This window comes from Inquilinus ginsengisoli (genome assembly GCF_031453975.1).
GTDB lineage: Bacteria > Pseudomonadota > Alphaproteobacteria > DSM-16000 > Inquilinaceae > Inquilinus > Inquilinus ginsengisoli_A.
Genome location: NZ_JAVDPW010000006.1, coordinates 1 through 23,166, shown reverse-complemented (window position 1 = coordinate 23,166; position 23,166 = coordinate 1). Strand labels below are relative to the sequence as shown.

The window sequence follows — 23,166 nt, the reverse complement described above, 5'->3', positions numbered from 1 at the left end:
AGGAAGCGCCGTGTCCGACGACCTCGCCGCCCCCGCACCTGCCGATCGACCGGCGCCGACCACCTCGCCGAAGCCCCGCTACGACTTCATCGTCTGCGGGTCAGGCTCGTCCGGATCGGTGGTGGCGCGCCGGCTGGCCGAGAATCCCGCAGCCAGCGTCCTGCTGCTGGAGGCCGGCGGCAGCGACGACGTGCCCAGCGTCATGGACGCCCGGTCCTGGCCGCTGCTGCGCCACAGCGAGCAGAACTGGCTGTTCCGGGCCACGCCCAACCCGCAGCTGAACGGGCGATCGATCCCGATGGCCATGGGCAAGGTCCTGGGCGGCGGCTCCAGCATCAATGTCATGACCTGGGCGCGCGGCCACCGGCACGACTGGGACCATTTCGCCGCCGAGGCCGGCGATGACGGCTGGAGCTACCAGTCGGTTCTCCAGATCTACCGGCGCATCGAGGATTGGCACGGTGCGCCCGACCCCGACCGCCGCAGCACCGGCGGCGCGCTCTTCGTCCAGCCGGCGCCCGATCCCCACCCGCTCGCCGGCGCCATGCTCGAGGCCTTCGCGGCGGCCGGCGTGCCGACCTTCGACGACCTGAACGGCGTGATGATGGAAGGGGATGGCGGCGCTGCCATCAGCAATGTCTGCATCCGCGACGGGCGACGCCAATCGGTCTACCGGGCCTATGTCCATCCTTACCGGGACCGTCCCAACCTGACGGTGCTGACCGGCGCGCTGGTCACCCGCCTGACCTTCGCCGGCCGCGCCGTGACCGGCGTGGAGGTGCTGCGCGAGGACGGGCTGCACCGCATCGAGGCCACGCGCGAGGTCGTGCTGTCGCTGGGCGCGATCCACACCCCGAAGCTGCTGATGCAGTCGGGGATCGGCGACGAGGCGGAGCTGGCACGGTTCGGCATTCCCGTCCTCCAGCACCTGCCCGGCGTCGGCCGCAACCTGCAGGACCATTTCATGGCGCCCTGCGTCTGGGAGGCGCGGGAGCCGGTCGAAGGCCGCAACAACCTGGGCGAGGCCACCGCGATCTGGAAGAGCGATGCGGCCCTCCACACGCCGGACCTGCAGACCTTCATGGTCGAGCGACCCTATGCCAGCCCAGACGTTGCGCCGGACGGGCTGCCGCCGCACGCCTGGTCGCTGACCACGGCGGTGCTGCGCCCCGCCAGCCGTGGCCGGCTGCGGCTGACCGGGGCCGATCCGCGCGACCCGATCGAGATCGACGTGAACTTCCTTGGCGATCCGGCCGACCGCAGGACGCTCAAGACCTGTGTCGAGTTCTGCCGGGACATCGGCAATTCGGCGGCGCTGCGGCCCTTCGCCAAGCGCGAGCTGCTGACGGGCCCGGTCGATGGCGCCGGCCTCGAGCAATTCATGCGCAACGCCACGGTCAGCCACTCGCACCAGAGCTGCACGGCGGCGATGGGCCGTGACACCCTGTCGGTGGTGGACCACCGGCTCCGGGTCTACGGCATCGACCGGCTGCGCATCGCCGACGCGTCGATCCTGCCGCGGGTGACCACCGGCAACACCATGGCCCCCTGCGTCGTCATCGGCGAGCGCGTCGCGGAGATGCTGAAGATCGACCACGGCCTGTGAGCCGGGCAGCCATCTCCGTCATTCTGTAGTCTTCTTTCCAGAAATCGTTGACGGTCCGATCCAGACCTGACAGTTATTTCTGTATCGAAGATTAAAGAATACGGACGGACGATGGACATCGAGGCGGAGATCCGCAGCGTCGCGACGCGCACCGGCATGGTGGCGATCCCTGCCGAGCTGCAGGCGGATGTTGACCAGTTCCACTACGCGCCGGCGCGCCGGGCGGGCGACACCGTCCATCTATCGGGCGTGGTGGCCTGCAACACGCAGTTGCAGCCGATGGACAAGGCGGGGTTCCAGGAGGAACTGCGCCGGGTGTTCCGGCAGATCGAGCGCCTGCTGGCCGCCTGTGACGCCACGTTGGCGGATGTGGTCGAGCTGCAGATGTTCCATGTCTTCGGCAGCGACCGGCTGGCGCTGGACAAGGCCGGGCAGCTGGCGGCGATCGCGGCGGTGCGGGACGAGTTCTTTGCCGCGCCCTACCCGGCCGCCGTGGAGCTGGCGGTCGCCGAGCTGAACCCCGAGGGCGGGCTGGTCGAGATCAAGGCCACAGCCTTCGCGCCGCTGTAGCCGCTGGGCGGCCGGTAACGGTCAGCCGGCTTCGCCGGGCCGCCACAGCCAGGCGGCGCCGCGGACGCCGCTGCTGTCGCCGTGCTTGGCGCGCAGGATCGGGGTGGCGCATTCGCGGCCGAACACGATCGGCGGCAGGCGCTTCGGCAGCTCGTCATAGAGCCGCATGACGTTCGACATGCCGCCGCCGAGCACGATGGCGTCGGGGTCGAGCAGGTTGACCACATGGGCGAGGCCGCGGGTCAGCCGGCTGATGTAGCGCTCCAGCGTGGCCGAGGCCGCGGGGTCGCCGGCCTCGGCCCGCGACACCACCTCATGGGTCGAGATCTCCTGGCCGGTGACGCGGATGTGATCCTTGCCGAAGCCGGTGCCGGAGATCCAGGTTTCCAGGCAGCCTTGCTTGCCGCAGTAGCAATCCGGCCCCGGCAGCTCCTCGGGCGTCGCCCAGGGCAGCTGGTTGTGGCCCCATTCGCCGCCCAGGCCGTTGCCGCCGCGATGGGCGCGCCCGCCGACCGCGATGCCGGCGCCGGTGCCAGTGCCGATGATCACGGCGAACACCATCCCCTGCCCCGCCGCGGCGCCGTCGGTCGCCTCCGACACGGCCAGGCAGTTGGCGTCGTTCTCGCAGCGCACCTCGCGGCCGAGGGCGGCGGTGAGGTCCTTGTCGAAGGGCTTGCCGATCAGCCAGGTCGAATTGGCGTTCTTGACCAGGCCGGTCTGCGGCGACATCACGCCGGGCATGCCGACGCCGACCGTGCCGCGCTCGCCCACGGTGACCTCGACCCCCTCGACCAGTTGCTTGATCGCCTGGACCGTGCCGTCATAGTGGCGCGGCGTCGGGATGCGCTGGCGGTGCAGCTCCGCCCCGGCATCGTCCAAGGCGATCGCCTCGATCTTCGTGCCTCCGAGATCGACGCCGATCCGCATCCTCGCCTCCGCCCATCCGTCACGTCACGACCGTGACAAGTCACGAAAATGGCCCCGCTCCCTCTCGGGACGCCTGCGGGGCCGTTTTGGCACCATGCGCGCCCGCGGCTATTTCGCCGCGAGCACCATGATCATCTGACGGCCTTCCATCTTCGGCATCTGCTCGACCTTGGAAAGCTCCTGCAGCTCGTCGCGCACCTTGACCAGCACGTTCATGCCGATCTCCTGGTGCGCCAACTCGCGCCCGCGGAAGCGCATGGTCACCTTGACCTTGTCGCCCTCCTCGAGGAAGCGTCGCGCGCTGCGCATCTTCACGTCATAGTCGTTGTCGTCGATGTTCGGTCGGAGCTTGATCTCCTTGACATCGATGACCTTTTGCCGCTTCCGGGCTTCGTTCTTCTTCTTCTGCGCTTCGAATTTGAACTTGCCGTAATCGAGAATCTTGCAGACCGGCGGCTCGGCGTTCGGCGAAATTTCGACGAGATCGAGCCCTGCCTGCTCGGCAGCCCAAAGGGCTTCGCGCAGCGGCACGACACCGATCATCTCGCCTTCCGCACCGACCAGCCGCACTTGTGCTGAATCGATCTCGCGGTTCACCCTGGGCCCGTCGCGGGTCGGCAGGGCATTCTGTGGTGGTCTAGCTATGGATGGCCTCCGTCAATTGCTGCGACCTCGTCTGCACCCTCCCCCTTTCGGATGTCAACGGGGATCGCGCTTCTTCCACAAGTTTACGAACGGCTTCGTCCAGGGCAAGGACTTCCTGCGCGTCCCCGCCCAGACGACGCAGCGCCACGCTGCGGTTTTCCGCCTCGCGTTTGCCAACCACCAGCATCAGCGGCACTTTCTTCAGGCTGTGCTCGCGGACCTTGTAGTTGATCTTCTCGTTGCGCAGGTCGATTTCCGCGCGGATCCCCGCCTCCGCCAGCGCGGCATGCACTTCGGCGGCGTAGGAATCGGCCTCGCTGGTGATGGTGGTGACCACCGCCTGGACCGGCGCCAGCCACAGCGGCAGCTTGCCGGCGTAGTTCTCGATCAGGATGGCGATGAAGCGCTCCAGCGACCCCAGGATAGCGCGGTGCAGCATCACCGGCCGGTGCTTGGCCCCATCCTCGCCGACATAGTTGGCGTCCAGCCGCTCCGGCAGCACGGAATCGAACTGCAGCGTGCCGCACTGCCAGGTCCGGCCGATGGCGTCGGTCAGGTGGAACTCGATCTTCGGGCCGTAGAAGGCGCCCTCGCCCGGCAGCTCGTCGAATTCCAGCCCGGCCGAAACCAGCGCGTCGCGCAGCGCCTGTTCGGCGACGTCCCACTGCTGGTCCGACCCGGCCCGCACATCGGGGCGCAGGGCCAGCTTCACCGCCACATCGGGGAAGCCGAGGTCGCGATAGACCTCGTACTGCAGGGCGATGTAGCGCGCCGATTCCGACACCGACTGCTCCTCGGTGCAGAAGATGTGGGCGTCGTCCTGGGTGAAGGCCCGCACCCGCATCAACCCGTGCAGCGCGCCCGAGGGCTCGTTGCGGTGGCAGCTGCCGAACTCCGCCATCCGGATCGGCAGGTCGCGGTAGCTGACGATGCCCTGCTTGAAGATCTGCACATGGCAGGGGCAGTTCATCGGCTTGATGCCGGCCAGTCGCTCCGGAGAGCCGTCTTCCTTCTGGCCGATCGCCACCTTGAACATGTTGTCGCCATACATGTCCCAATGGCCGGACGCCTTGAACAGGCTGGAATCGACCAGCTGCGGCGTCTTCACCTCGACATAGTCGGCCCGGGCCAGCTTCTCCCGGATGTAGTTCTCCAGCGTCCGGTACAGGGTCCAGCCCTTCGGATGCCAGAACACGCTGCCGGCCGCCTCCTCCTGCAGATGGAACAGGTCCATCTCGCGGCCCAGCTTGCGGTGGTCGCGGCGCTCCGCCTCCTCCAGCTGGTGGAGATGGGCGTCGAGCTCCTTCTGGTCGCGCCAGGCAGTGCCGTAGATCCGCTGCAGCACGGCGTTGCGGTGGTCGCCGCGCCAATAGGCGCCGGCCACCTTCATCAACTTGAAGCCCTGGCCGACGCCACCGGTCGTGGGCATGTGCGGGCCGCGGCAGAGGTCGAGCCAGTCGCCCTGGCGGTAGACCGAGATCGGCTCGCTCTCCGGCAGGTCCTCGATGATCTCGGCCTTGTACTTCTCGCCCTTGGCCTTGAAGAACTCGATCGCCGCGGTGCGGTCCCAGACCTCGCGGGTGAAGGCGGCGTTGCGGCCGATGATCTGGCGCATCTTGGCCTCGATCTTCACCAGGTCGTCGGGCGTGAACGGCTCGTCGCGGGCGAAGTCGTAGTAGAAGCCGTTCTCGATCGACGGGCCGATGGTGACCTGGGTGCCGGGATACAGCTCCTGCACCGCCTCGGCCATCACATGCGCGGCGTCGTGGCGGATCAGCTCCAGCGCCTCGGGCGAGCTGCGGGTGACGATGCCGACCTTGGCGTCGCGGTCCAGCACGGTGGCCAGGTCCGACAGCTTGCCGTCGACGGTCATGGCGAGCGCGGCCTTGGCCAGGCTCTTGGAGATGTCGGCGGCGATGTCGGCGCCCGAGACCGGGCGGTCGAAGCGACGAACCGCACCGTCGGGCAGTGTGATGGCGATGCCGGCGGGCTCGGCCATGAGTCTATCCACGTTTTGCATCTGGAGAGGGCGAGGCACTGTAAGGAGCAGGGCAGGCCTGTCAAGCCGCCGCGGCCTCGGACAGGCCCGGCAGGCATGGAATAGCCCGGTCGGGAGACGGGCCGCCAGCCATGCGGAGAAGGCTGGGCGGCCGGGCGCGGCGGCACGTCGCTTGAGCCGACCGGGACCAACATGCTAACCCGACGTGCAAGCGAACGGAAAATGCTCCTGATGGTCAACGTCATCTGCGCGAAGTGGGGTCCGAAGTACGGGCCGGAATACGTCAACCGGCTGCACGCCATGGTCAGCCGGAACCTGGCGCGGCCGCACCGCTTCGTCTGCCTCACCGACGACCCCTCCGGCCTCGCGCCCGGGATCGAGCACATGCCCATGCCGGTGCTGCAGGTGCCAGAGCCGCACCGCAACCTGCCGTGGCGCAAGGTCACGCTGTTCGGCCCGCTCGGCGACCTCCAGGGCCCGACCCTGTTCCTCGACCTCGACATCGTCATCGTCGACAGCCTGGACCCGTTCTTCGACCATCCCGGCCGGTTCTGCGTGATCCACAACTGGACCCATCCGCATCGCCGCGTCGGCAACACCTCGGTCTACCGCTTCGACATCGGCGCGCACCAGGACGTGCTGGACAACCTCCTGGCCAACCACCGGCAGATCTTCGCTCGCTACAACAACTCCCAGACCTATGTCTCGGACCATATCGGCGAGCTGACCTGGTGGCCGGACGACTGGTGCAAGAGCTTCAAGAAGCACTGCATGCCCGGCGGACCGCTGGGCCTGTTCAACTGGTTCATGACCCCGCGCTGCCCGGAAGGTGCCCGCATCGTGGTGTTCCACGGCGACCCCAAGCCGGAATACGCGATCAGCGGCCATTGGCCGGGGCGCTGGTCGAAGCATGTCCGCCCCACCCCCTGGATCGCCGAACACTGGGGTTGACCATGCCCCGACAGCGATGACCGGAACGGCCGGCGACCCCGCGATCCGCTGCTGGATCGTCAGCGAGAGCAAGGCTGGCACCATCGCCCAGTGCCGCGGCGTGGCCGAGAAGCTGGGCGTCGCGGCCGAGACCCGACTGGTCCATCGTCCCGACCCGGCGAAGACCGGGCTGGCCCGCCGCCTGAACCGGCGCTGGACCCATATCCGCAACGTCCATCTCAACCGCATCCGGCCGCCCTGGCCCGACCTCGCGATCTCCTGCGGGCGGCAGGCCGAGCCGGCGGTGCTGGCGGCGTCGCGCCGCTCGGGCGGCACCATCTTCACGGTGCATCTGCAGATCCCGACCGCCGGCTTCGACCGGTTCGACCTGTGCTTCGTCGGCCGGCACGACTGGCGGCCGGAATTCGACGGCCGCGACAACATCCTGCCGATGGTCGGGGCGCCACACCGGGTCGACGCGGCGCTGGTGGCAAGCCACCGCGCGGCGGCGGAGCAGCGCTTCGGCGCGCTGCCTGGGCGGCGGGCAGCGGTGATCATCGGCGGCCCCAATCCCGGCTACGCCTTTTCACTGGCGCGCATCGACACCATCATCGGCCAGCTCCGGGCCCTGCAGGAGGCCGGCTGGAGCCTGCTGGTCACGACCTCGCGCCGCTCCGACCCCTCGGTCCTGCCGAAGCTGCAGCAGCGGCTGGACCCCGCCTCGGCCTTCGTCTGGGACCGGGTGAGCGAGAACCCATACTTCCAGTATCTGGCGATCGCCGACGCGGTGCTGGTGACGGTGGATTCGATCACCATGACCTGCGAGGCGGCGTCGACCGGCAAGCCGGTGTACTCGATCCCGCTCGACGAGAAGCCCGGGACCTATCTCGAGAAATTCCACCGCTTCCACCGCGAAATGCAGGGGACGCTGGGACTGACCCAGCCCTTCACCGGAACCATCGAGCCCTACGCCTACACGCCGCTGGACGAGGCCGGCCGCATCGCCGGGATCATCCACGACCGGCTCGCCGCCCGGCTGCGGCGCTGAGGCTCAGCCGGTCCAGCGGCCCAGGCGACGGCGCCAGCGCTGGCGCATCCGATCCAGGCGCTCGCGCAGCCGGCCACGGGGCGTCACCGCCGCAGGCAGCGTGAAAGGTTCGGCGATCGCCTGCGGCACCCGGTCGTGCGGCAGGGCGAGCAGCCGGGCGAAGGGCTCACCGGTGGCGATCTCCTCCGGCGTCCATTGGCACCAGGCAAGGCGCTCGAACACCGGCTCGCGGTCGGGATAGGCCGGGTGGTCGACATCGGTGCCGCGCCGGCACAGCTCGTGGCAGATCAGGCTCGGCCCGCAATAGAAGGCCGGCACCCCGGCGATCAGCCCCTTGACCGCCGCGGTGCTGCTCCAGGTCACGGTGCACCAGGCGTCGCGCAGCTGGTCGTCGAGCGGCGCCGTGGTCTTGCGCGTGCGCCGGACCACCGGCCGCCGGGTCGGCAGCGTCAGGCTGTGGTCCCAGCCCTCCGGCATCCGCCGTGCGTCCTGGTCCGCGCCCTTCAGCTTCTGGCCGATGACCAGGACATGGCGGCCGTTCCGGTTCCAGTCCAGCAGCGGCACGTTCCAGCCACGCCAGCGTTCCGACCCGCCTTGCGGGTACCGCCCCTCCCCGTTCCAGCCGTCGAGCGCGATCTGAAAGAAGCGGCGGGGGCCGATCGGCGACAGCCAGCCATTCTCCATCACGATGGCGCGGCCGCCGGCCGCCTTGATGGCGCGCAGCGCGTCCAGCCGGTCCGTGCCCAGGAAGGGCGACCAGCAGACCAGCACGTCGTCAGGCCCCGCATCGGCGTCCGGCATGCCGATCGTGACCGGGCCGAGCCGGCGCGCCCCGGCCGCGACCTCGTCGTAAGGCTTGACGTTCTTCTGGCCCGGCGTCGGCGGATCGCCGAGCACGATGAAGATGCGCATGGCGCTTTCCCCCCGCGCCGTCATGACATGCCCAGCCGGCGGCGGACCGGATGGTCGCCCGGCAGGCGCAAGGCCAGGTCCCGCATCCGGCCGAGCAAGGTGTAGCGCGAGGGGGAGGCCGGCGGCGCCTCCAGCCGCACCGGGGCGCCGTCATGCGGCATGTCCAGCAGCCGCGCCAAGGGCTCGCCAGTCGCGATCTCGGCCGCGCTCCACTGGCACCAGGCGATACGCTCGAACACCGGCAGGCGGTCGGGGGTGATCGGTGCGTCGACGCCGAGACCGGCCTTCGACAGTTCGGGGACCAGCGTGTTCGGGCCGCAATGGAAGGCTGGGATCCCGGCGATCAGGCCCTGGATCGCGGCGGTGCTGGTCCAGGTCACGGTGCACCAGGCGCCACGCAGATCCTCGGCGAGCGGGCGCGCCGCGCTCGGCATCCGGCGCAGCACCGGCCGGGCGGTGTCGAGGCGCAGGCTCTGGGCCCAGCCGGCCGGCATGCGCCTGGGGTCGCTGATCGATTGCGCCTTCTGGCCCAGCACCAGCACATGCCGGCCGTCGCGCCGCCAATCCTGCAGCGCCACGCCCCAGCCGGCCCAGCGGCCAGGCCCACCATCGGGGAAGCGGCCGGTGCCGTTCCAGCCGTCGAGCGCGAACTGGAAGTGGCGGGGACGGCCGGGCGGCGAGAGCCAGCCATTCTCCAGGATGATCGCCCGCCCGCCCGCCGCCCGCACGTCGCGATGGGCGGCCCAGCGCTTCGACAGGCGGAATGGCGACCAGGTCAGCAGCACGTCGTCGGGCCCGAACCGCTCCGGCAGCTCCGTCGCGGTCGGCCCCAGGCGCTCGCAGGCGGCGATGCATTCGCGCCAGGGCTTGCGGTCGCCTTGCGGCAGATAGACGAAGAAGCGAGAGGGCACGCCGGTCACCGCAGTTCAAGCAGAAATCCTGCCCACGATCCCGGTATCAGCCCGTCCGGGCCTTCGGCAAGCCTGGCGATGGTCAGAGCCCTGAGCCCGAGGCGACGGGACGCCGGATTCCGACATTCGTTCGTTCGATCGCGGCCAGGATCAGCGCCCGATAGATCTCGCTGTAGTACGGCCGGCGCGCCGGGATGACGTGGTCCTCGGAATCGCCGACATCGGCACGCGGCAGGCAGACCGGCGTCCCCTCCACCGGGATCAGCCCGTCCTGGCGTGCGGCATCGGCGATCGCCTGGGCGTAGCCCCGGGAAGCCTCGCATTGCGGGTTGAGATAGGGCCCGCTGGCATAGAGGCAGGTCAGCCCCTGGTCCCGGCAGAAATCGCCGATGCGGCGCAGCGACGCCGCCGAGTCCTTGCGCACCGCCCCGGGCTCGTAGGTGCGGGGGTAGAGCGGGCCGCCGAACCGCGCCGGGTCCTGGGGGACGTAGTCGAGCTGGACGATGGCGGGATCGACGCTCTCGCCCTTGGCCGCTGCCTGCAGCATGCCGGCCGTGATGTCCCAGGTGGCCAGCGACGACAGCATAACCGCCGGCGGCACCTCCGCCAGGTCGCCCAGGGTCTGGGCGGTGTAGAGCGCCCCCGGCCAGGACGGCCGGCGGCGCATCATGTCCAACGTCTGCATCACCACCACGACGCGCGGCCGGGTCTGGCGCAACGTCCGGCGCAGCATGTTCAGGGTGCCTTCGAAACCGTACGTGCCGACCAGCGGCAGCGACACCACCGAAAGACCAAGCCGCCGGCTCCAGTCCCGCGCATCGATGCCGTTGCCCAACGAGCTGTCGCCCACCAGCAGGATGTCGATTTGCGGGCTGCGATCGATCTTCTCGATCTGATAGCGCAGCAGCTCCGATTCCCGCCATTCCGACAGGCCGTTGCGCATGCCCCACAGCGAGACGATACAGATTGCCACGACCATCGCCACGGCGACGGCCCCGGCCGTCAGCAGATAGCGTCGCGCCTCAGAAGCGGAAATAGATGAATTCGGAGACATCGTTCAGGTTCAGGATGCAGGCAGCCAGGAGGATCCCGGCCAGGACGGCGGTCGCAGGGCTCGGTCGCCACGCCAGCCCCAGGCGGCCCAGCGCCGGAGGCTCGATGCCGTCGGCATAGCCATGGGTGGGCAGGCCGACGCCATGACGGCGGAACAGCGTCTGGACATTGGGCAGGCACAGGCAGGCCAGGAGGCCTGCCAGCCCGGCGCCGAGCGACAGCCACACATTCCAGGCCTGGCCCGGGAGCAGCGCGGTCAGGATGATCTCCAGGGTCGCCGACGGCGCGTAGTCGAGCGCGGCGACGTGCAGCTCGCCGGTCATGCCGAACATCGCCGCGTAGATCCGTCCCGCGGTGGCGAAGTCGGCGGCGCGGAAGGGCACCCAGGCCAGGACCACCGTCGTCATGGTCAGCACCCAGCCGAGGGCGGCCGGCATCGGCACGTGGTGCCGGCTGCTGCGCCAGGCCTGGCAGGCGACGATCAGCAGCCCGTGCATCGCCCCCCAGATCACGAAGGTGAAGCCGGCGCCGTGCCAGATGCCGCCCAGCAGCATGGTGACGAAGACGTTGAGGTAGCGCCGCCCCGGCCCATGGCGGTTGCCACCGAGCGGGATGTAGAGGTAGTCGCGCAGGAAGCGCGACAGGGTGATGTGCCAGCGCCGCCAGAACTCCACGATCGAGCCCGAGCGATAGGGCGAGGCGAAGTTGATCGGCATCTGGATGCCGAACATCCGGCCGAGGCCGATCGCCATATCGGAATAGGCCGAAAAGTCGAAATAGATCTGCAGCGCATAGGCCAGCGCCGCCGCCCAGGCGTCGAGCAGGCCGGGCTGGGTTCCTTGCGCCACCGCGTTGAACACTGGCGAGGCGATCAAGGCGAAGCTGTCGGCGACCAGCACTTTCTTCGCCAAGCCGATGGTGAAGATCGACAGGCCGATCACGACATCGCCGATCCGTGCCATGCGCGCCCCGCTGGCGAATTGGGGGATGAGCTCGCGATGGTGGACGATCGGCCCGGCGATCAGATGCGGGAAGAACACGACGAACAGGGCATAGCGCGGCAGCGGCCAGGGCTCACCCTGCCCGCGAGCGACATCCACGAGATAGGCGATCTGCTGGAAGGTGTAGAACGAGATACCGACCGGCAACGCGATGTGCACCGCCAGCCCCGGCCAGCCCAGCGCCTCGGCCGCCAACTGCGAGGTGAAGCTGGTGTATTTGAAGACGAACAGGAACAGCAGGTTGCCGGCGACCGCAAGCCGCATCCAGGCGCGGCCCCGCGGCGTCTCGCGATGCCGGTAGATCACCAGGCCGAGGCGATGGTTGAGCACGATCGCCGCCAGCAGCAGCAGGATCTCGAACCGGGTCGAGGCGCCGTAGAACACCAGGGACGCGGCCAGCAGCACGCCGATGGCCCAGGACACGCCGGCAAAGCGGCGCGCCACCGTCCACAGCGCGTAGGTGAGCGGCAGGAAGAGCAGGATGAAGGCGTAGGAGTTGAACAGCATGCGGGCCGGCGGCTCTCAGGATGGATGGTCGATCCCGCCGGGCCGGCGCGATCCGCGGAACCCCTCTAGCCCACCACGCGCTGCGCCAGTTTCGCCAGCGGATTGCGTCCGTGCTGCGCGGCAAGGGCGCGCACCCGTCCGGCCAGGGTCCAGGCCGACGGGACGGCGTCAGGATCCAGGAGGACGGCCGGCTTGCCGTCATGCGGCAGCGCCAGCAGGCGGGCGAACGGCTCCCCGGACCGGATCTCGGCCTCGGTCCATTGCATCCAGGCGTAGCGGCGGAACACCGATTCGCGATCCGGATAGATCGGGTGGTCGACATCCAGCCCGCGCCGCATCAGTTCGCCGCAGTTGATATGCGGGCCGCAATAGAAGGCCGGCACGCCGCGGATCAAGGATTTGATCGCGACCGTGCTGGTCCAGGTCAGGGTGGCGAAGGCCTCGTCCAGCTGCCGCTCCAGCGGCGCCTCGGTGAAGCGCGTCCGGCGCACCACGGGACGGCGCGTGACCGGGGCGACGCTCTGCGCCCAGCCCGGCGGCATCGCCCGGGGATCCAGGTTGATGCCCTTCGGCCGCTGTTCGACGACCAGGATATTTTCCCCATCCTGGCGCCAGTCGCTCAGGGGCACGCCCCAGGAGTCCCATCGGCCAGGCCCGCCATCCGGGAAGTCGCCGGTGCCGTTCCAGCCATGCAGCGCGACCTGGTAGTATTTCTGCCCCTGGATCGGCGACAGCCAGCCATTCTCGCCGATGATCGCGCGGCCGCCGGCGGCCCGGATCTGGCGATAGACGTCGCTGCGGAAGGTGCCGCGGAACGGCGCCCAGAGAATGGCGACGTCGTCCGGCTCGAACCGCGCCGGGGTGCTCATATGGACGATGCCGAGACGGGACGCCCCTTCGGCCAGCGCGGAGCCGGGCTTCCCGATCGTCACCCCCCAGAACACGTAGACCCTACCCATGGGTGCCGTCGCCCCGGGCCTCGGCATAGATCGCGTGCGGCTGCTCGACATCCAGCGCGTACTGCGCCTCGAGCGCCGAGGCGGCGCGCGCGAACACGGCATCCTCCTTGCGGGCGCCCTTGGCCGACCAGATGACGCTGTCCTCGCCGAATTCGACATCGACGAGATCGATCGGCATGTGCTGCCACCGGATCCGCGGCTTGAGCAGCCGGCGGATGGCGTAGAGGTAGTAGATCACCGGCTGGTCGATGTGGTCGGTGGGGCGCATGTGCAGCGCCTTCCAGATGCCGGCCGCAAGCTTCTCGCAGAAGCCGAGGGCTTCCTTGGTGTGGCTGACCCCGACCGCGCCGGCCATCACCCGCCGCCAGACCCGCCGCTCGCCGAGGCGGAAGTGCAGCGTCACATCGGCGCGCTCGATCATCTTGAAGACGTTGCCGAGCGGGCGATGGATGATGCCGTCGATATCGACGCACAGGATCGGCGCGCGGCACGCCAGCAACAGATGATGCAGGACCAGGAACCGCGCCGCGGAGAAATAGATCGGCCTGGGAAGAGAAAGCTTCCGGTACGAATCGTCTTCCCAGGTGAACGACAGCCTTACATGGGCCAGCGATCGCCGCATCCGGTCGATATGGTCGAGAGTTTCCTGGGACGGCCCACACAGGTGGACATGGATATGCAGAGGCTCGCCCAGCTTCTCTGCGGAGAGCAAAAAGCTGGGGGCGAATTTCCGGTAGTACCCATCGTCGCAACCGCAGAAGACGATTCCCGGCGCGCCCATATCCGGCGTGTTGCCTCGAATCCTAAGACGGTAGTCCTTGACCGCGCCCTTCGACTGGGTATCGATCAGGTTCTCCAAAAGAATGGAATATGACAACCGCCTCAAAAACAACCGGGATAGTCTTTTAAGTGAAGCGCCGCTCATGACGTCTTGTCCAAGACCCTTAGTTCCTTGCACCAAGCGACGATGGACTGTCGCCCCCCACCGCCGAGTGGCCGCTTACCTGAGAGCTAGCGGAAAAAGAAATACCATACTGTGGCGGGCATCACATCATGTTTGCGGCTGGCCAACCCGCCCAGCCCGGCTTGCCTGCACCACAGCCGGACAGCAGGATCCGCTCACGGCGCGGCCTGGGATTCCGCCGGGCCCAGCCTCGGCAAGGCGCCGTATTCCGGGGCGTGCTTGCTCTGCAATTCGCCGATCACCCGCATGAACGACGCATCCTCCTTCCGCGGCCCCTTGGCGGTCCAGATGAAGCTGTCGTCCTGGAAATCGTAGTCGACCAGGCTGAGCGGCAGATGCTGCCAGCGGATGGCCGGCAGCCAGCGCCGGGCGAACCGGTAGGCGTGGTAGAGAATGGTCTGGTCGGTGTGGAAATCGGGGTGCAGACGCAGGCTCGCCAAGATGCTCCGCGCCGCGCGTTCGCAGAACCGCAGCCCCTCCGGGGTGTGGTTGAAGCCCACCGCCGCGGCGAGGATCCGGCGCCAGACCCGCCTCTCGCCGAATCGGAAATGGAAGGTCACGTCGGCCTCCCCGATCAGGTCGAACGCGCCATCGAGCGGACGGTGAATGAAGCCGTCGATGTCGACCCCGAGAATCGGAGACCGGCATTCCTGCAGCAGGTGATGGATCATGATGAATCGCGCGGCAGCGAAGTAGATGACGTTGTCGATCCCGTATCTTTCATAGCGGTTATCCTCCCAACTGTAAGTCAGTTGGGTATGGCGCAAGCCCCGCCGCAGCGCGCCGATATGGGCCAACGTTCGCGCCGATGGATCATACAGGTGCAAGTGGATGCGATGCGCATATCCTGTGTCTTCGGCTGAGAACAAGAAGTCGGTCGCGAAACGCGCGTAATAGGCATCATCGCAGGCGGCAAAGACCACTCCCGGCCCACCCGGCGCGGGCAGTTCGCCCCGGAGGCGGCGGCGATGATCCTGCAGGCGGCGGGCATTGCCGGACTTCCGAAGATTTTCACGCAGTACGGCCAAAGCCATGCGCGCCCGCAGCAGGCGGGACGGGCGTTTCCTCATTCGGCGCGCCCTTTCATGCCACGCCGTCCGGCAGGCCAAGCGGCACCGATCCATCTGCCAAACATGTCGACCACCCGAGCGTCCTACGCTCTCTCATCCGATTCCGGCGGCAGGCGGCTATTCGTCGGCAGCCGGGACCGCGTCGCAGAGTTCGACCGGCCCGCCTGCCGGCGCCGCCGGCATCGCTCCCCCACCCGATCCATGGCACAGATGGGTTAAGTTGTCTTTAGCGTCGCTCACAATTTCTCACGCCGCGCATTCAGCGTCCTGGCTTCGGCTGTGCCAGCACCGCGTCGTAATCCGCCCGCTCCAGCCCCATCACCGCGCCGCCGCGGCCGACATTGCGCAGGATCCGGCCATCGGCATCGAAGGCCTGGCGCAGCGTGCCGAACTCACGCGCGTAGATCTCGTCCTCGGGCCGGGCGTACTGGTTCGTCTCGCTCTGCCCGACGGCGTAGAAATAGGTCGTGGCCTGGGAGTAGTCGAGATCGACGCCGAGGATGTAGACCTCGGCGAAGCCGAGGTAATGCGCGATCTGGGCGGCGAACAGGATGACGGTCGAATCATTGCCCAGGCCGTGCCAGGGCTGGTGCCGGAACCCCTGCTTGCGCAGGCCGCCGCGATAGCTGGGGAAGGTCACCACCCGGTCGGCGGGCGGCTGGAACTCCGGCTGGGCGGCGATGGTGTCGCGCACCAGATAGGTTCCGACCGGCAGGGTCGAGACATCGGCCTTGATCCGGTCCCAGCCGCGCAGGTCGCTGAGCACATAGTACGGGATCGGCGACGGCAGCCCGTGCTCCAGCGCCTTGTAGCCCTTCTTGACCACGAAGAACTGCTCGCCGGCCAGCTTCGACAGGTCGAACTGCACCAGCGACGGCGCATTGCCCAGCAGGAAGCAGCGCTCGCCGGCATGGCGGTTCTTCAGCCGCATGATCCGACGGGTGCGGCCGGGTGCGGCCAGGGCCCCGGCCAGGGCGTAGGTCTTGGCGAGCAGCGGCAGCATCGCGACGTCCCTTAGCCGCCCGACGGGGCCGGCGCGCCCAGCAGCTCCTGGTAGACGCGCAGGGTGGCCGCGGTCATGGCTTCCTTGGTGTACTGCCCCGCGACCGTGGCGATGGCCTGCTCCGCCATCCGGCTGCGCGCCTCGGGCGTCAGCGACAGGGCCTGGTCGATCGCCGCCGCCAGCGCGTCCGGATCGGCCGGCGGCACCAGCCAGCCGGTCTCGCCCTCGACCACAAGCTCCGGCGGCGCCCCGATGTCGGTGGCGATCACCGGGCGGCCCAGCGCCATCGCCTCCACCACCACCCGGCCGAAGCCCTCGGGGTCGGTCGAGGCGTGCACCACGACGTCGGACAGCATGTAGGCGGCCGGCATGTCGTCGCAATGGTCGACCAGCTGGACCACGCCGTTCAGGCCCTTGGCGGCGATCCGATCGATCAGTTCCTTGCGGTAGCCGGTGCGGCCCTGGTCGCTGCCGACGATCAGGCAGTGCAGGTCGCGCCGGCCCAGCCGTGCCAGCGCGTCGATCACCACCGCCTGGCCCTTCCACCGGCTCAGCCGCCCCGGCATCAGCACGATCGGCCGGTCGTCCGGCGCGCGCCAGGCCCGGGCCAGGGTGATGATGCGCTGGGCCGAGACCGCCTCGATCGCGAATTGCCGGAGGTCGACGCCGCGCGGGATGGTGCGGATCCGTGCCGGGTCGGCGCCATAGGTCTCGACGATGTGGCGGGCGATGAAGTCGGAGATGGCGATCACCCGGTCGCCGCGCACCATGATCGAATTGTACAGCCGCTTGGCGGCGCTGTGCTGGTTGTAGGGCGCGTGCACTGTGGTGACGAAGGGGATGCCGGCCCGGCGGCAGGCGGCCTGCGCGCTCCAGGCCGGGGCCCGGCTGCGGGCATGCACCAGGTCGACACCGCGCTCGCGGATCACGGCTTCCAGCCGGCGGATGTTGCGCCAGATCGTCAGCGGGTTCTTGCCGCCGAGCGGCAGGGTGATGTGGTCGGCCCCGGTGCGGGCGAGGTCGCGCAGCATGGCGCCGCCGGCCGAGGCGACCAGGGCCTTCCCGCCCGCCGCCTCGATCGCCGCGGCGACGTCGACGCAGCCGCGCTCGGCCCCGCCGGTGCCGAGCGCCGGCAGCACCTGCAGGATGGTTCGCCCGTGGAGGTCGACCGGTTCGGAACCCTGGTCGGCGGCGTCGTCTTGGGGAAGGAGATTTACAGTCACGGGATACGATATAACCGGACCGGACCGGGTGCGCACCCACCATCAGCGCCGGGATGCGTGCCATGCGGCGACATCGGGGCGGGCGGCTCAGCCCCCGGCCCGACCCGTCAGCCGGCGAGGCCCCAGCGCAGCGACATGCAGGACAGGCCGGCATCGAGCTTGCCGGTCTCCGCCACATCAAGCGGCACGACGCGGTAGCCGAGCCGGTCCAGCGCCTCGGCGGTGCGCGGAAACGCCGCCCCCACCATGACGACGTCGTTCACCCGCAGGGCGTTGGCGGCCGCCTCCTCGCCTTCCGGCACCAGGACCACGCGCAGCCCGGGGAAGAAGCCGGCCAACTGCCCGGTCGCCAACACCGTCTCGGAGTCGAGCAGCGAGCAGGCGGTCTTGAAGTGCAGCACGCCGGGCGGCGGCGTCACGATCTCCGCCTTGCGGCCGAGCTCGGCCAGCAGCGCGGCCAGGGCGCCGGCGCCGCGGGCATCGGTGCGGGCGGACAGGCCGATCATCACCGCGCGCGGGGTCACCAGCACGTCGCCGCCCTCGGCGAAGCCGGCCTCCATCGCCAGCACCCGCTCGAATCGGGCGCGCAGCTCGGCGGCGACCTCGGCGGCCTCGCCCAGCCGCGACGGCGCGCCCGGCCGCAGCAGGATGGCGCCTTCGGGGAAGGTCAGGGCCGGGTCTTCCATGAACACCGAATCCGGGAAGCCGTCGAGCGGCGGCAGCACCTCGACCGCCACGCCGGCAGCCTCCAGCGCCGCGAGATAGGCGGCATGCTCGGCCCGGAACCGCACCATGTCCGGCGCGCCGCGGTCGACGGCGCGCAGCCCGTCCACGGCGGAATCGGCGGGCCGGCGCGCCAAGGCGCGATCGAACCGGAACACTTCGGCCATGCCAACTCTCCCTGCTTACCTGCCCTTCTGGCGGCGCCGACTCTATCGCGCCGCCCGGCCGGTCGCCACGCCGGAAGCGACGTGAAAAATCGCGCATTTGCCCGCTTGCCGAAGCAGGGCCTCGTGAGTATTGTCCGGCCTCCAGCGGAGGGGTGGCCGAGTGGTTGAAGGCGCTCGCCTGGAAAGCGGGTATACGGTGTTGAGCCGTATCAAGGGTTCGAATCCCTTTCCCTCCGCCAATGATTTCAACAAGCTGTTGATTTGGCCCGGAAATGTTGAAGGCTGATAAACCGGCCTACAACATCGGCGCACCCACCCAGCTGACCCCGACTCGACTCCCCTGGCCTTTCGGTGACGATCAGGCATTTCAGGGAAGGATTTTGTCGTGACAAGGCATTCCGACCACGCACCGCCTCGATCGTTCGGGGCCGCCCTCCTGCGTTCGAGACCGAGGACCCTGCTTCTGTCGCGAACGGGCTCGCCCTGGCGCGCAGCCTGGCGCCCTTACCCGACTGGATGCAGCGAGCGTCGTTCGTTCGGCACGCCACTTCTGCGCTTGCGCGTCGCTTCGCGCGCAACGCCTTGCAGTTCGCCCAGCCACCCCATACGCCCCACCCTGCCCTTTTACGCTTCCTCCTGAGCCGAATGGCTGACTAGACGCTCTCGCCCGGCAATGGTGACGTTCGTCCGGCCGCGGAGGTCCTCTGCCTGCCCCGCGGCCCGAGGCCCGGCCTGTACGGGGGAGCCCATGCAGACCGGGTCTTTGGATTGCTCCCAAATGCGCGCCAGCCCGGAGAGTGACGTGGCAAAGGGCCTATCGCCATCTGATTGGTCGGTGACGTGGGACGGCAAGAATGGCACCGTTTCATGTGCACGTTACGCCGGTCGGTTCACCGTGTTCCGAAACCGGTTCGTCAGACTTCGGTGGGTTGACGGTCCGCGCAGGGATTACCAGGCGATCGAGCGTGCGGCGAAGGAGGCGGCGTCTGATGCGGTCAAAGGAAGCGGGCAGCCCGGCATCTAAGTTCGTTGGCCTCCGGGCCGCCCGAACGCCATCGCATCTTGACATACCGCGGTTTGGCCAAAGGGTGCGCCGGGGCGACGATACCTTCCTCGAAGGGTCCGCTTCACGTTGTTTGCGGCGACCTTTGGTGCGAGAAATCCCCCAATAAGCTGAAGCGGACCACAGGCCACCTCCGGAAGTGGCGGTTCCGGTTGAGGGGCGACCCCTCTAGGCTTTCCCTCGGGTTTCCATGCGGCCTGCCAGAGAACCCCCTTCACGCTGGCCATGTGGCTTCCCTCAGGTGGGGTCGGGCAGGCGTCGTCCGCAACAGCGCTTGCCCGACCTCACACCCATTGTTCACGGCCCGCCGAGATTGGTGCTTGGACCACGCCCAAAAGGGTGTATTGCCACATGCACCGTACAACCTATGGTTTATTCTCGGAGGGGTCCGTTGCGGCGTGTTCTGGATCCCCCTTCCGGGCAAACCGCAGCGGGTCCGTCCGGGGGTTCGGGCGGGTCACTTGCAAGGCGACCTGCCCGATCCTTCCCCTCCGTGAGAGCCCAGCGATTGCCGATTCCCACCCGCCGAGAGTAAAATCGTGGCCGGAGACCCTGGGTGGTCGGAGAAGGCTGATGACCAGCACCATGGAGGGCGGCTGCTTCTGCGGGGCAGTGCGGTACCGGCTGCTGTCGGCGCCGATGTTCGTGAATTGCTGCCATTGCCGCGACTGCCAGCGCCAGACCGGCAGCGCCTTCGTGGTCAACGCCCTGATCGAGACCGACCGGATCGCCCTGCTGTCGGGCCGGCCGGAGCCGGTCGCCATGCCCACCGATAGCGGCCGGCCGCACGACATCCACCGCTGCCCTGCCTGCCGCACGGCGCTGTGGAGCGACTATGGCGGCCGCCCCGCGCTGCGCTTCGTCCGCGTCGGCACGCTCGACGATCCCACGGCGCTGGCGCCGGACGCCCACATCTTCACCCGGTCGAAGCTGCCCTGGGTCGTGCTGCCCGAGGGCGCCCCCGCCTTCGAGATCTTCTACGACATCGGGACGCTGTGGCCGCAGCCGAGCCTGGAGCGCCGGCACGCCATCCTGGGCTGACCGTTCTCAGAGGAACGCCGGCTGGGCGCCCTCGCCGAGCTGCCCGTGCGGCAGCGCCATCGTCGGGATCTCGCTGTCCGTCCGCGCCGCGGCGAAGACCAGGTCACCGCGCGCCGGCGTCCAGGCCTTGTCCTTGGCCAGCACCGTCGGGCGGTTGTCGGTGCGGCACAGCATCAGCGCGCCGGAGGGGTGCGCCCACTGGTCGAAACCGAGCAAATCGGGAAACTCCCGCAGCGCCGCCTGCAGCATCCGCGCCGTACCCTCCGCCGCCAGCAGGCGCCGCGACAGGGTGTTGCGGTAGAGCTTCAGACCATCCCGTTCCCGGACTTCGCGCGTGACCGCCATTCCCGATCTCCTGTGACCGGACGGCGACTCCCTCGCCGATCCGACGAGATTGGAACATAATGCGAACACGCGTCGGAGTCCAGAAAAAAGAACAATTCAGGAACCGTCCGTTTCGTTCAAGCCGGGCGACGGCGGATCGGGCAGAATCCGGCGACATCACAGTGAGGCCCGCCATGTCCCTGCCCTCCCGCACCCTCAGCGTCTGGATCGATCGCGACCCCGACGCCGTCTACGGTTTCCTGGCCATCCCCGAAAACTTCATGAAATGGGCCAGCGGCCTGGCCGGATCGCTGCGGCGCGACGGCGACGGCTGGGCCGCCGAGACGCCGGACGGGACCATGCGGGTGCGCTTCACCCCGCCCAACCCGTTCCGCATCGCCGACCATTGGGTGATCCCGCCCGCGGGCGCCGAGATCGCCATCCCGATGCGGGTGCTGGCCAATGACGGCGGCAGCGAGGTGACGCTGCACCTGTTCCGCCAGCCGGAGATGGACGACGCCAGATTCGCCGCTGATGCCGATTGGGTGGCGCGCGACCTGGCGACGCTGAAGCGCGTGCTGGAGTCTTGAGGCCGCCTCAGCCGAAGAAGCGGGCCGGGCGGAAGGTCGCCAGCTCGGGCCGCGTGATGCCGCGCGCGACCTCGTCGGCCACCGCCATCCCGAGGAAGGCCGCAAGGGTCACGCCGCTGTGGGTCACGGCGGCGTAGTAGCCCTGCACCTGCGGCAGCGGCCCGACGGCGGAATAGCCGTCGCGCGGGATGGCGCGGATGCCCAGGCGCACAGCCTCGGGCTCCACCGGGCCGATCGCCGGCAGGATGACGCGGGCGCGGCGGAGCAGGTCACGCACCTCGGGCAGGTCGACACTGGGCCGCGGCGCCGCGGCGGGGTCGAATTCGGCGTCGTTGCGGCACACCAGCAGCCGCCCCGCCCCATCCGGCCGGATGTGGCAGTCCGGCGCCTGCAGCACGCGGTCGAGGCCGGTCGCCACCGGCGGCGTGAACACCAGCAGGCCGGCGGTCGGCGCCAGCGGGATGCGCAGGCCCGGCTCGAAGCCGGCATCGTCGGCCCAGCGCCCGGTGCAGTTGACCACGGCGTCGGCGAAATGGGCGGTGCCGTCGGCCGTGGTCACGCCGGTCGCCTTGCCGGCCCGTACATCCAGCCGCGCCACCCGGGCGCCGATCACCACCCGGGCGCCGAGTCGTCCGGCCGCGGCCAGCATCGCCTGGGCGTAGACCACCGGGTCGACCCAGCCCTCCTCCGGAAACCACGCCACCGGCGCGTCGCCGACCGCGGCGGGGTCGACGTCGGGCGCCAGCTCGCGCAGTTCCGCGGCGCCGATCCATTCGGCGGCATAGCCCCAGCCCTGCAGCCGTTCGACCCGCTGGCGCTGCTTCTCCCGGCCGGCCTCGTCTGCCCATTCCAGGCAGCCATTCTCATGCAGCCAGGGCGTGGCCGCGAACTCGTCGCGCAGCGCCCGATGCGCCTTCATGCCGGCGACGTTGAGGTCGTGGTAGGGCCGCGGCGCCTTGTCGTGCGCGTTGGTCCAGCAGAAGCTGGTGCCGGAGGTGCCGGCGCCGATCCGCGTCGCCTCCAGCACCGTCACCGACGCGCCCGCCTGGGCCAGCCGGAAGGCCACCGAGGCGCCGATGATGCCGGCGCCGATCACGATCACCGCTGCCATGGTCGTCCTTCCGTCCCCGCCTCAGCGACGCGCCGCATAGGCTTCCGGGTTCGGCGCGATGCCGAGCGCGTTGTTGATGCGGTTGCTGAAGTTGAAATAGGCGGCGACCGCGGCCGCCTCCAGGATTTCCGTGTCGGCCAGGCCGGCGGCGCGCAGCGGCGCGAGGTCCGCCTCCTCGATCTCGCCCGGCGCCCGGGTGATCTTCAGCACATAGTCGGCGATCGCCCGCTCGCGCTTGCCCAGCTCGGCATGGCGATGATTGACCTCGACCTTGCCGACCCACAGCGCATCGCCGGTGATCCGGCGCAGCTCCGCGGCATGGCCGAAGACGCAGGGCTGGCATCGGTTCTCGCTGCTGACCACCAGTGCGATCAGCTCGCGCTCGCGGTCGCTCAAGGTCCCGTCGGGATCGCGCATCACGGCGCGGCTCAGGCCCTCCTGCGCCAGGAGCAGCGCCGGCTTGTGCGCCAGCAGCCGCTGGGTGGTCCTGACATAGCCGATGCGCGCCTCGGTCTGCGCGAACACCGCCTTGGCCGCCGCGTCGGCGCGCAGCGCGCCGAGCTTCAGCCAGGACAGGGCCTTGGCCGCTGCCTTGCCGGGGGTCTTCTTCGCCTTCGCCATCCGATCCTCCCTGTTCAGAACCCGCTATCGGCGGGAATCCGGGCGGTGGTCGCGGCGCCGCCCGGATGAGCAGACGTGGGGTGGGGTGGGGGGGGGGGAACCCAACCCCCACACGCCCGTGGTGTTTAAAGGCCACCGGGGCTAACCGGCCCCCGGGGGGGGGGCCCAGGCCAGGGAGTTGGTGAGCGCGTCCGGGAG

22 protein-coding genes and 1 tRNA gene are annotated in these 23,166 nt (G+C 69.2%); 7 read left to right on the top strand and 16 right to left on the bottom strand.

The window, feature by feature from the left end; all coding sequences use genetic code 11:
• Positions 1–10 precede the first annotated feature (10 nt).
• On the top strand, positions 11–1,606 hold the full coding sequence (locus E9232_RS17190) for a GMC family oxidoreductase (protein ID WP_309795772.1): 1,596 nt from the start codon (positions 11–13) through the stop codon (positions 1,604–1,606).
• Between the two features lie 111 nt (positions 1,607–1,717).
• Positions 1,718–2,176 carry a Rid family hydrolase gene (locus tag E9232_RS17185; RefSeq protein ID WP_309795770.1) on the top strand — a complete coding sequence of 153 codons (459 nt, stop codon included), beginning with the start codon at positions 1,718–1,720 and terminating at the stop codon, positions 2,174–2,176.
• Between the two features lie 21 nt (positions 2,177–2,197).
• Here E9232_RS17185 and mak read toward each other — a convergent pair whose 3' ends face one another.
• The 3 genes from mak to thrS all read right to left on the bottom strand — a co-directional run bounded on the left by mak (position 2,198) and on the right by thrS (position 5,747).
• Positions 2,198–3,103 (bottom strand): fructokinase, encoded by a 906-nt coding sequence (mak, locus tag E9232_RS17180; protein WP_309795768.1) that lies wholly within the window; start codon positions 3,101–3,103, stop codon positions 2,198–2,200.
• 108 nt (positions 3,104–3,211) lie between these two features.
• The gene (infC, locus tag E9232_RS17175; RefSeq protein ID WP_309795766.1) at positions 3,212–3,700 is read right to left on the bottom strand and encodes a translation initiation factor IF-3; all 489 of its coding nucleotides are present in this window, start codon (positions 3,698–3,700) and stop codon (positions 3,212–3,214) included.
• Positions 3,701–3,740: 40 nt separating this feature from the next.
• Positions 3,741–5,747: a threonine--tRNA ligase gene (gene thrS / locus E9232_RS17170; RefSeq protein WP_309795763.1), complete on the bottom strand. Its 2,007-nt coding sequence runs from the start codon at positions 5,745–5,747 to the stop codon at positions 3,741–3,743.
• Between the two features lie 222 nt (positions 5,748–5,969).
• Between thrS and E9232_RS17165 the strand changes: the two genes are divergently transcribed.
• Complete coding sequence (locus tag E9232_RS17165; protein WP_309795762.1) at positions 5,970–6,698, top strand: hypothetical protein; 729 nt, start codon at positions 5,970–5,972, stop codon at positions 6,696–6,698.
• 16 nt (positions 6,699–6,714) lie between these two features.
• Positions 6,715–7,725: a mitochondrial fission ELM1 family protein gene (locus E9232_RS17160; RefSeq protein ID WP_309795760.1), complete on the top strand. Its 1,011-nt coding sequence runs from the start codon at positions 6,715–6,717 to the stop codon at positions 7,723–7,725.
• 3 nt (positions 7,726–7,728) lie between these two features.
• Here the strand turns inward: E9232_RS17160 and E9232_RS17155 are convergent, their stop codons facing one another.
• The 10 genes from E9232_RS17155 to E9232_RS17110 all read right to left on the bottom strand — a co-directional run bounded on the left by E9232_RS17155 (position 7,729) and on the right by E9232_RS17110 (position 18,218).
• Entirely contained in the window at positions 7,729–8,637 is a 909-nt protein-coding gene (locus tag E9232_RS17155; RefSeq protein WP_309795759.1) for a hypothetical protein, read from the bottom strand.
• Positions 8,638–8,657: 20 nt separating this feature from the next.
• The gene (locus tag E9232_RS17150; RefSeq protein ID WP_309795758.1) at positions 8,658–9,548 is read right to left on the bottom strand and encodes a hypothetical protein; all 891 of its coding nucleotides are present in this window, start codon (positions 9,546–9,548) and stop codon (positions 8,658–8,660) included.
• 82 nt (positions 9,549–9,630) lie between these two features.
• Positions 9,631–10,521, bottom strand: a complete 891-nt coding sequence (locus E9232_RS17145; protein WP_309795756.1) for a hypothetical protein — start codon at positions 10,519–10,521, stop codon at positions 9,631–9,633.
• Positions 10,522–10,570: 49 nt separating this feature from the next.
• A complete protein-coding gene (locus tag E9232_RS17140; protein ID WP_309795754.1) occupies positions 10,571–12,109 on the bottom strand; it encodes an MBOAT family O-acyltransferase in 1,539 nt (512 codons plus the stop codon).
• A gap of 65 nt (positions 12,110–12,174) precedes the next feature.
• Positions 12,175–13,068 (bottom strand): hypothetical protein, encoded by an 894-nt coding sequence (locus E9232_RS17135; protein ID WP_309795752.1) that lies wholly within the window; start codon positions 13,066–13,068, stop codon positions 12,175–12,177.
• Positions 13,061–13,993, bottom strand: a complete 933-nt coding sequence (locus E9232_RS17130) for a hypothetical protein (protein WP_309795751.1) — start codon at positions 13,991–13,993, stop codon at positions 13,061–13,063. The genes E9232_RS17135 and E9232_RS17130 overlap by 8 nt, the downstream gene beginning before the upstream one ends.
• A gap of 194 nt (positions 13,994–14,187) precedes the next feature.
• Positions 14,188–15,102 (bottom strand): hypothetical protein, encoded by a 915-nt coding sequence (locus E9232_RS17125; protein WP_309795749.1) that lies wholly within the window; start codon positions 15,100–15,102, stop codon positions 14,188–14,190.
• A 259-nt stretch (positions 15,103–15,361) separates the two neighbouring features.
• Complete coding sequence (locus tag E9232_RS17120; RefSeq protein WP_309795747.1) at positions 15,362–16,105, bottom strand: hypothetical protein; 744 nt, start codon at positions 16,103–16,105, stop codon at positions 15,362–15,364.
• An 11-nt stretch (positions 16,106–16,116) separates the two neighbouring features.
• Positions 16,117–17,328, bottom strand: coding sequence for a glycosyltransferase family 4 protein (locus E9232_RS17115; protein ID WP_309795745.1), 1,212 nt, complete (start codon positions 17,326–17,328; stop codon positions 16,117–16,119).
• A 107-nt stretch (positions 17,329–17,435) separates the two neighbouring features.
• Positions 17,436–18,218, bottom strand: a complete 783-nt coding sequence (locus tag E9232_RS17110) for an arginine deiminase family protein (protein ID WP_309795744.1) — start codon at positions 18,216–18,218, stop codon at positions 17,436–17,438.
• Between the two features lie 146 nt (positions 18,219–18,364).
• Between E9232_RS17110 and E9232_RS17105 the strand changes: the two genes are divergently transcribed.
• Together E9232_RS17105 and E9232_RS17100 are read left to right on the top strand one after the other, a co-directional pair.
• A tRNA-Ser gene (locus E9232_RS17105) sits at positions 18,365–18,457 on the top strand.
• A 1,397-nt stretch (positions 18,458–19,854) separates the two neighbouring features.
• Entirely contained in the window at positions 19,855–20,322 is a 468-nt protein-coding gene (locus tag E9232_RS17100; protein WP_309795742.1) for a GFA family protein, read from the top strand.
• 6 nt (positions 20,323–20,328) lie between these two features.
• Here the strand turns inward: E9232_RS17100 and E9232_RS17095 are convergent, their stop codons facing one another.
• On the bottom strand, positions 20,329–20,667 hold the full coding sequence (locus E9232_RS17095) for a hypothetical protein (protein ID WP_309795740.1): 339 nt from the start codon (positions 20,665–20,667) through the stop codon (positions 20,329–20,331).
• 173 nt (positions 20,668–20,840) lie between these two features.
• Here E9232_RS17095 and E9232_RS17090 point away from each other — a divergent pair, with 173 nt between their 5' ends.
• Positions 20,841–21,236, top strand: a complete 396-nt coding sequence (locus tag E9232_RS17090) for an SRPBCC family protein (protein ID WP_309795738.1) — start codon at positions 20,841–20,843, stop codon at positions 21,234–21,236.
• Between the two features lie 7 nt (positions 21,237–21,243).
• On the opposite strand, the gene E9232_RS17085 is transcribed toward E9232_RS17090, so the two are convergent.
• Entirely contained in the window at positions 21,244–22,347 is a 1,104-nt protein-coding gene (locus tag E9232_RS17085) for an NAD(P)/FAD-dependent oxidoreductase (protein WP_309795736.1), read from the bottom strand.
• Positions 22,348–22,368: 21 nt separating this feature from the next.
• Positions 22,369–22,968, bottom strand: coding sequence for a peroxidase-related enzyme (locus E9232_RS17080; RefSeq protein WP_309795735.1), 600 nt, complete (start codon positions 22,966–22,968; stop codon positions 22,369–22,371).
• Positions 22,969–23,166: the final 198 nt, after the last annotated feature.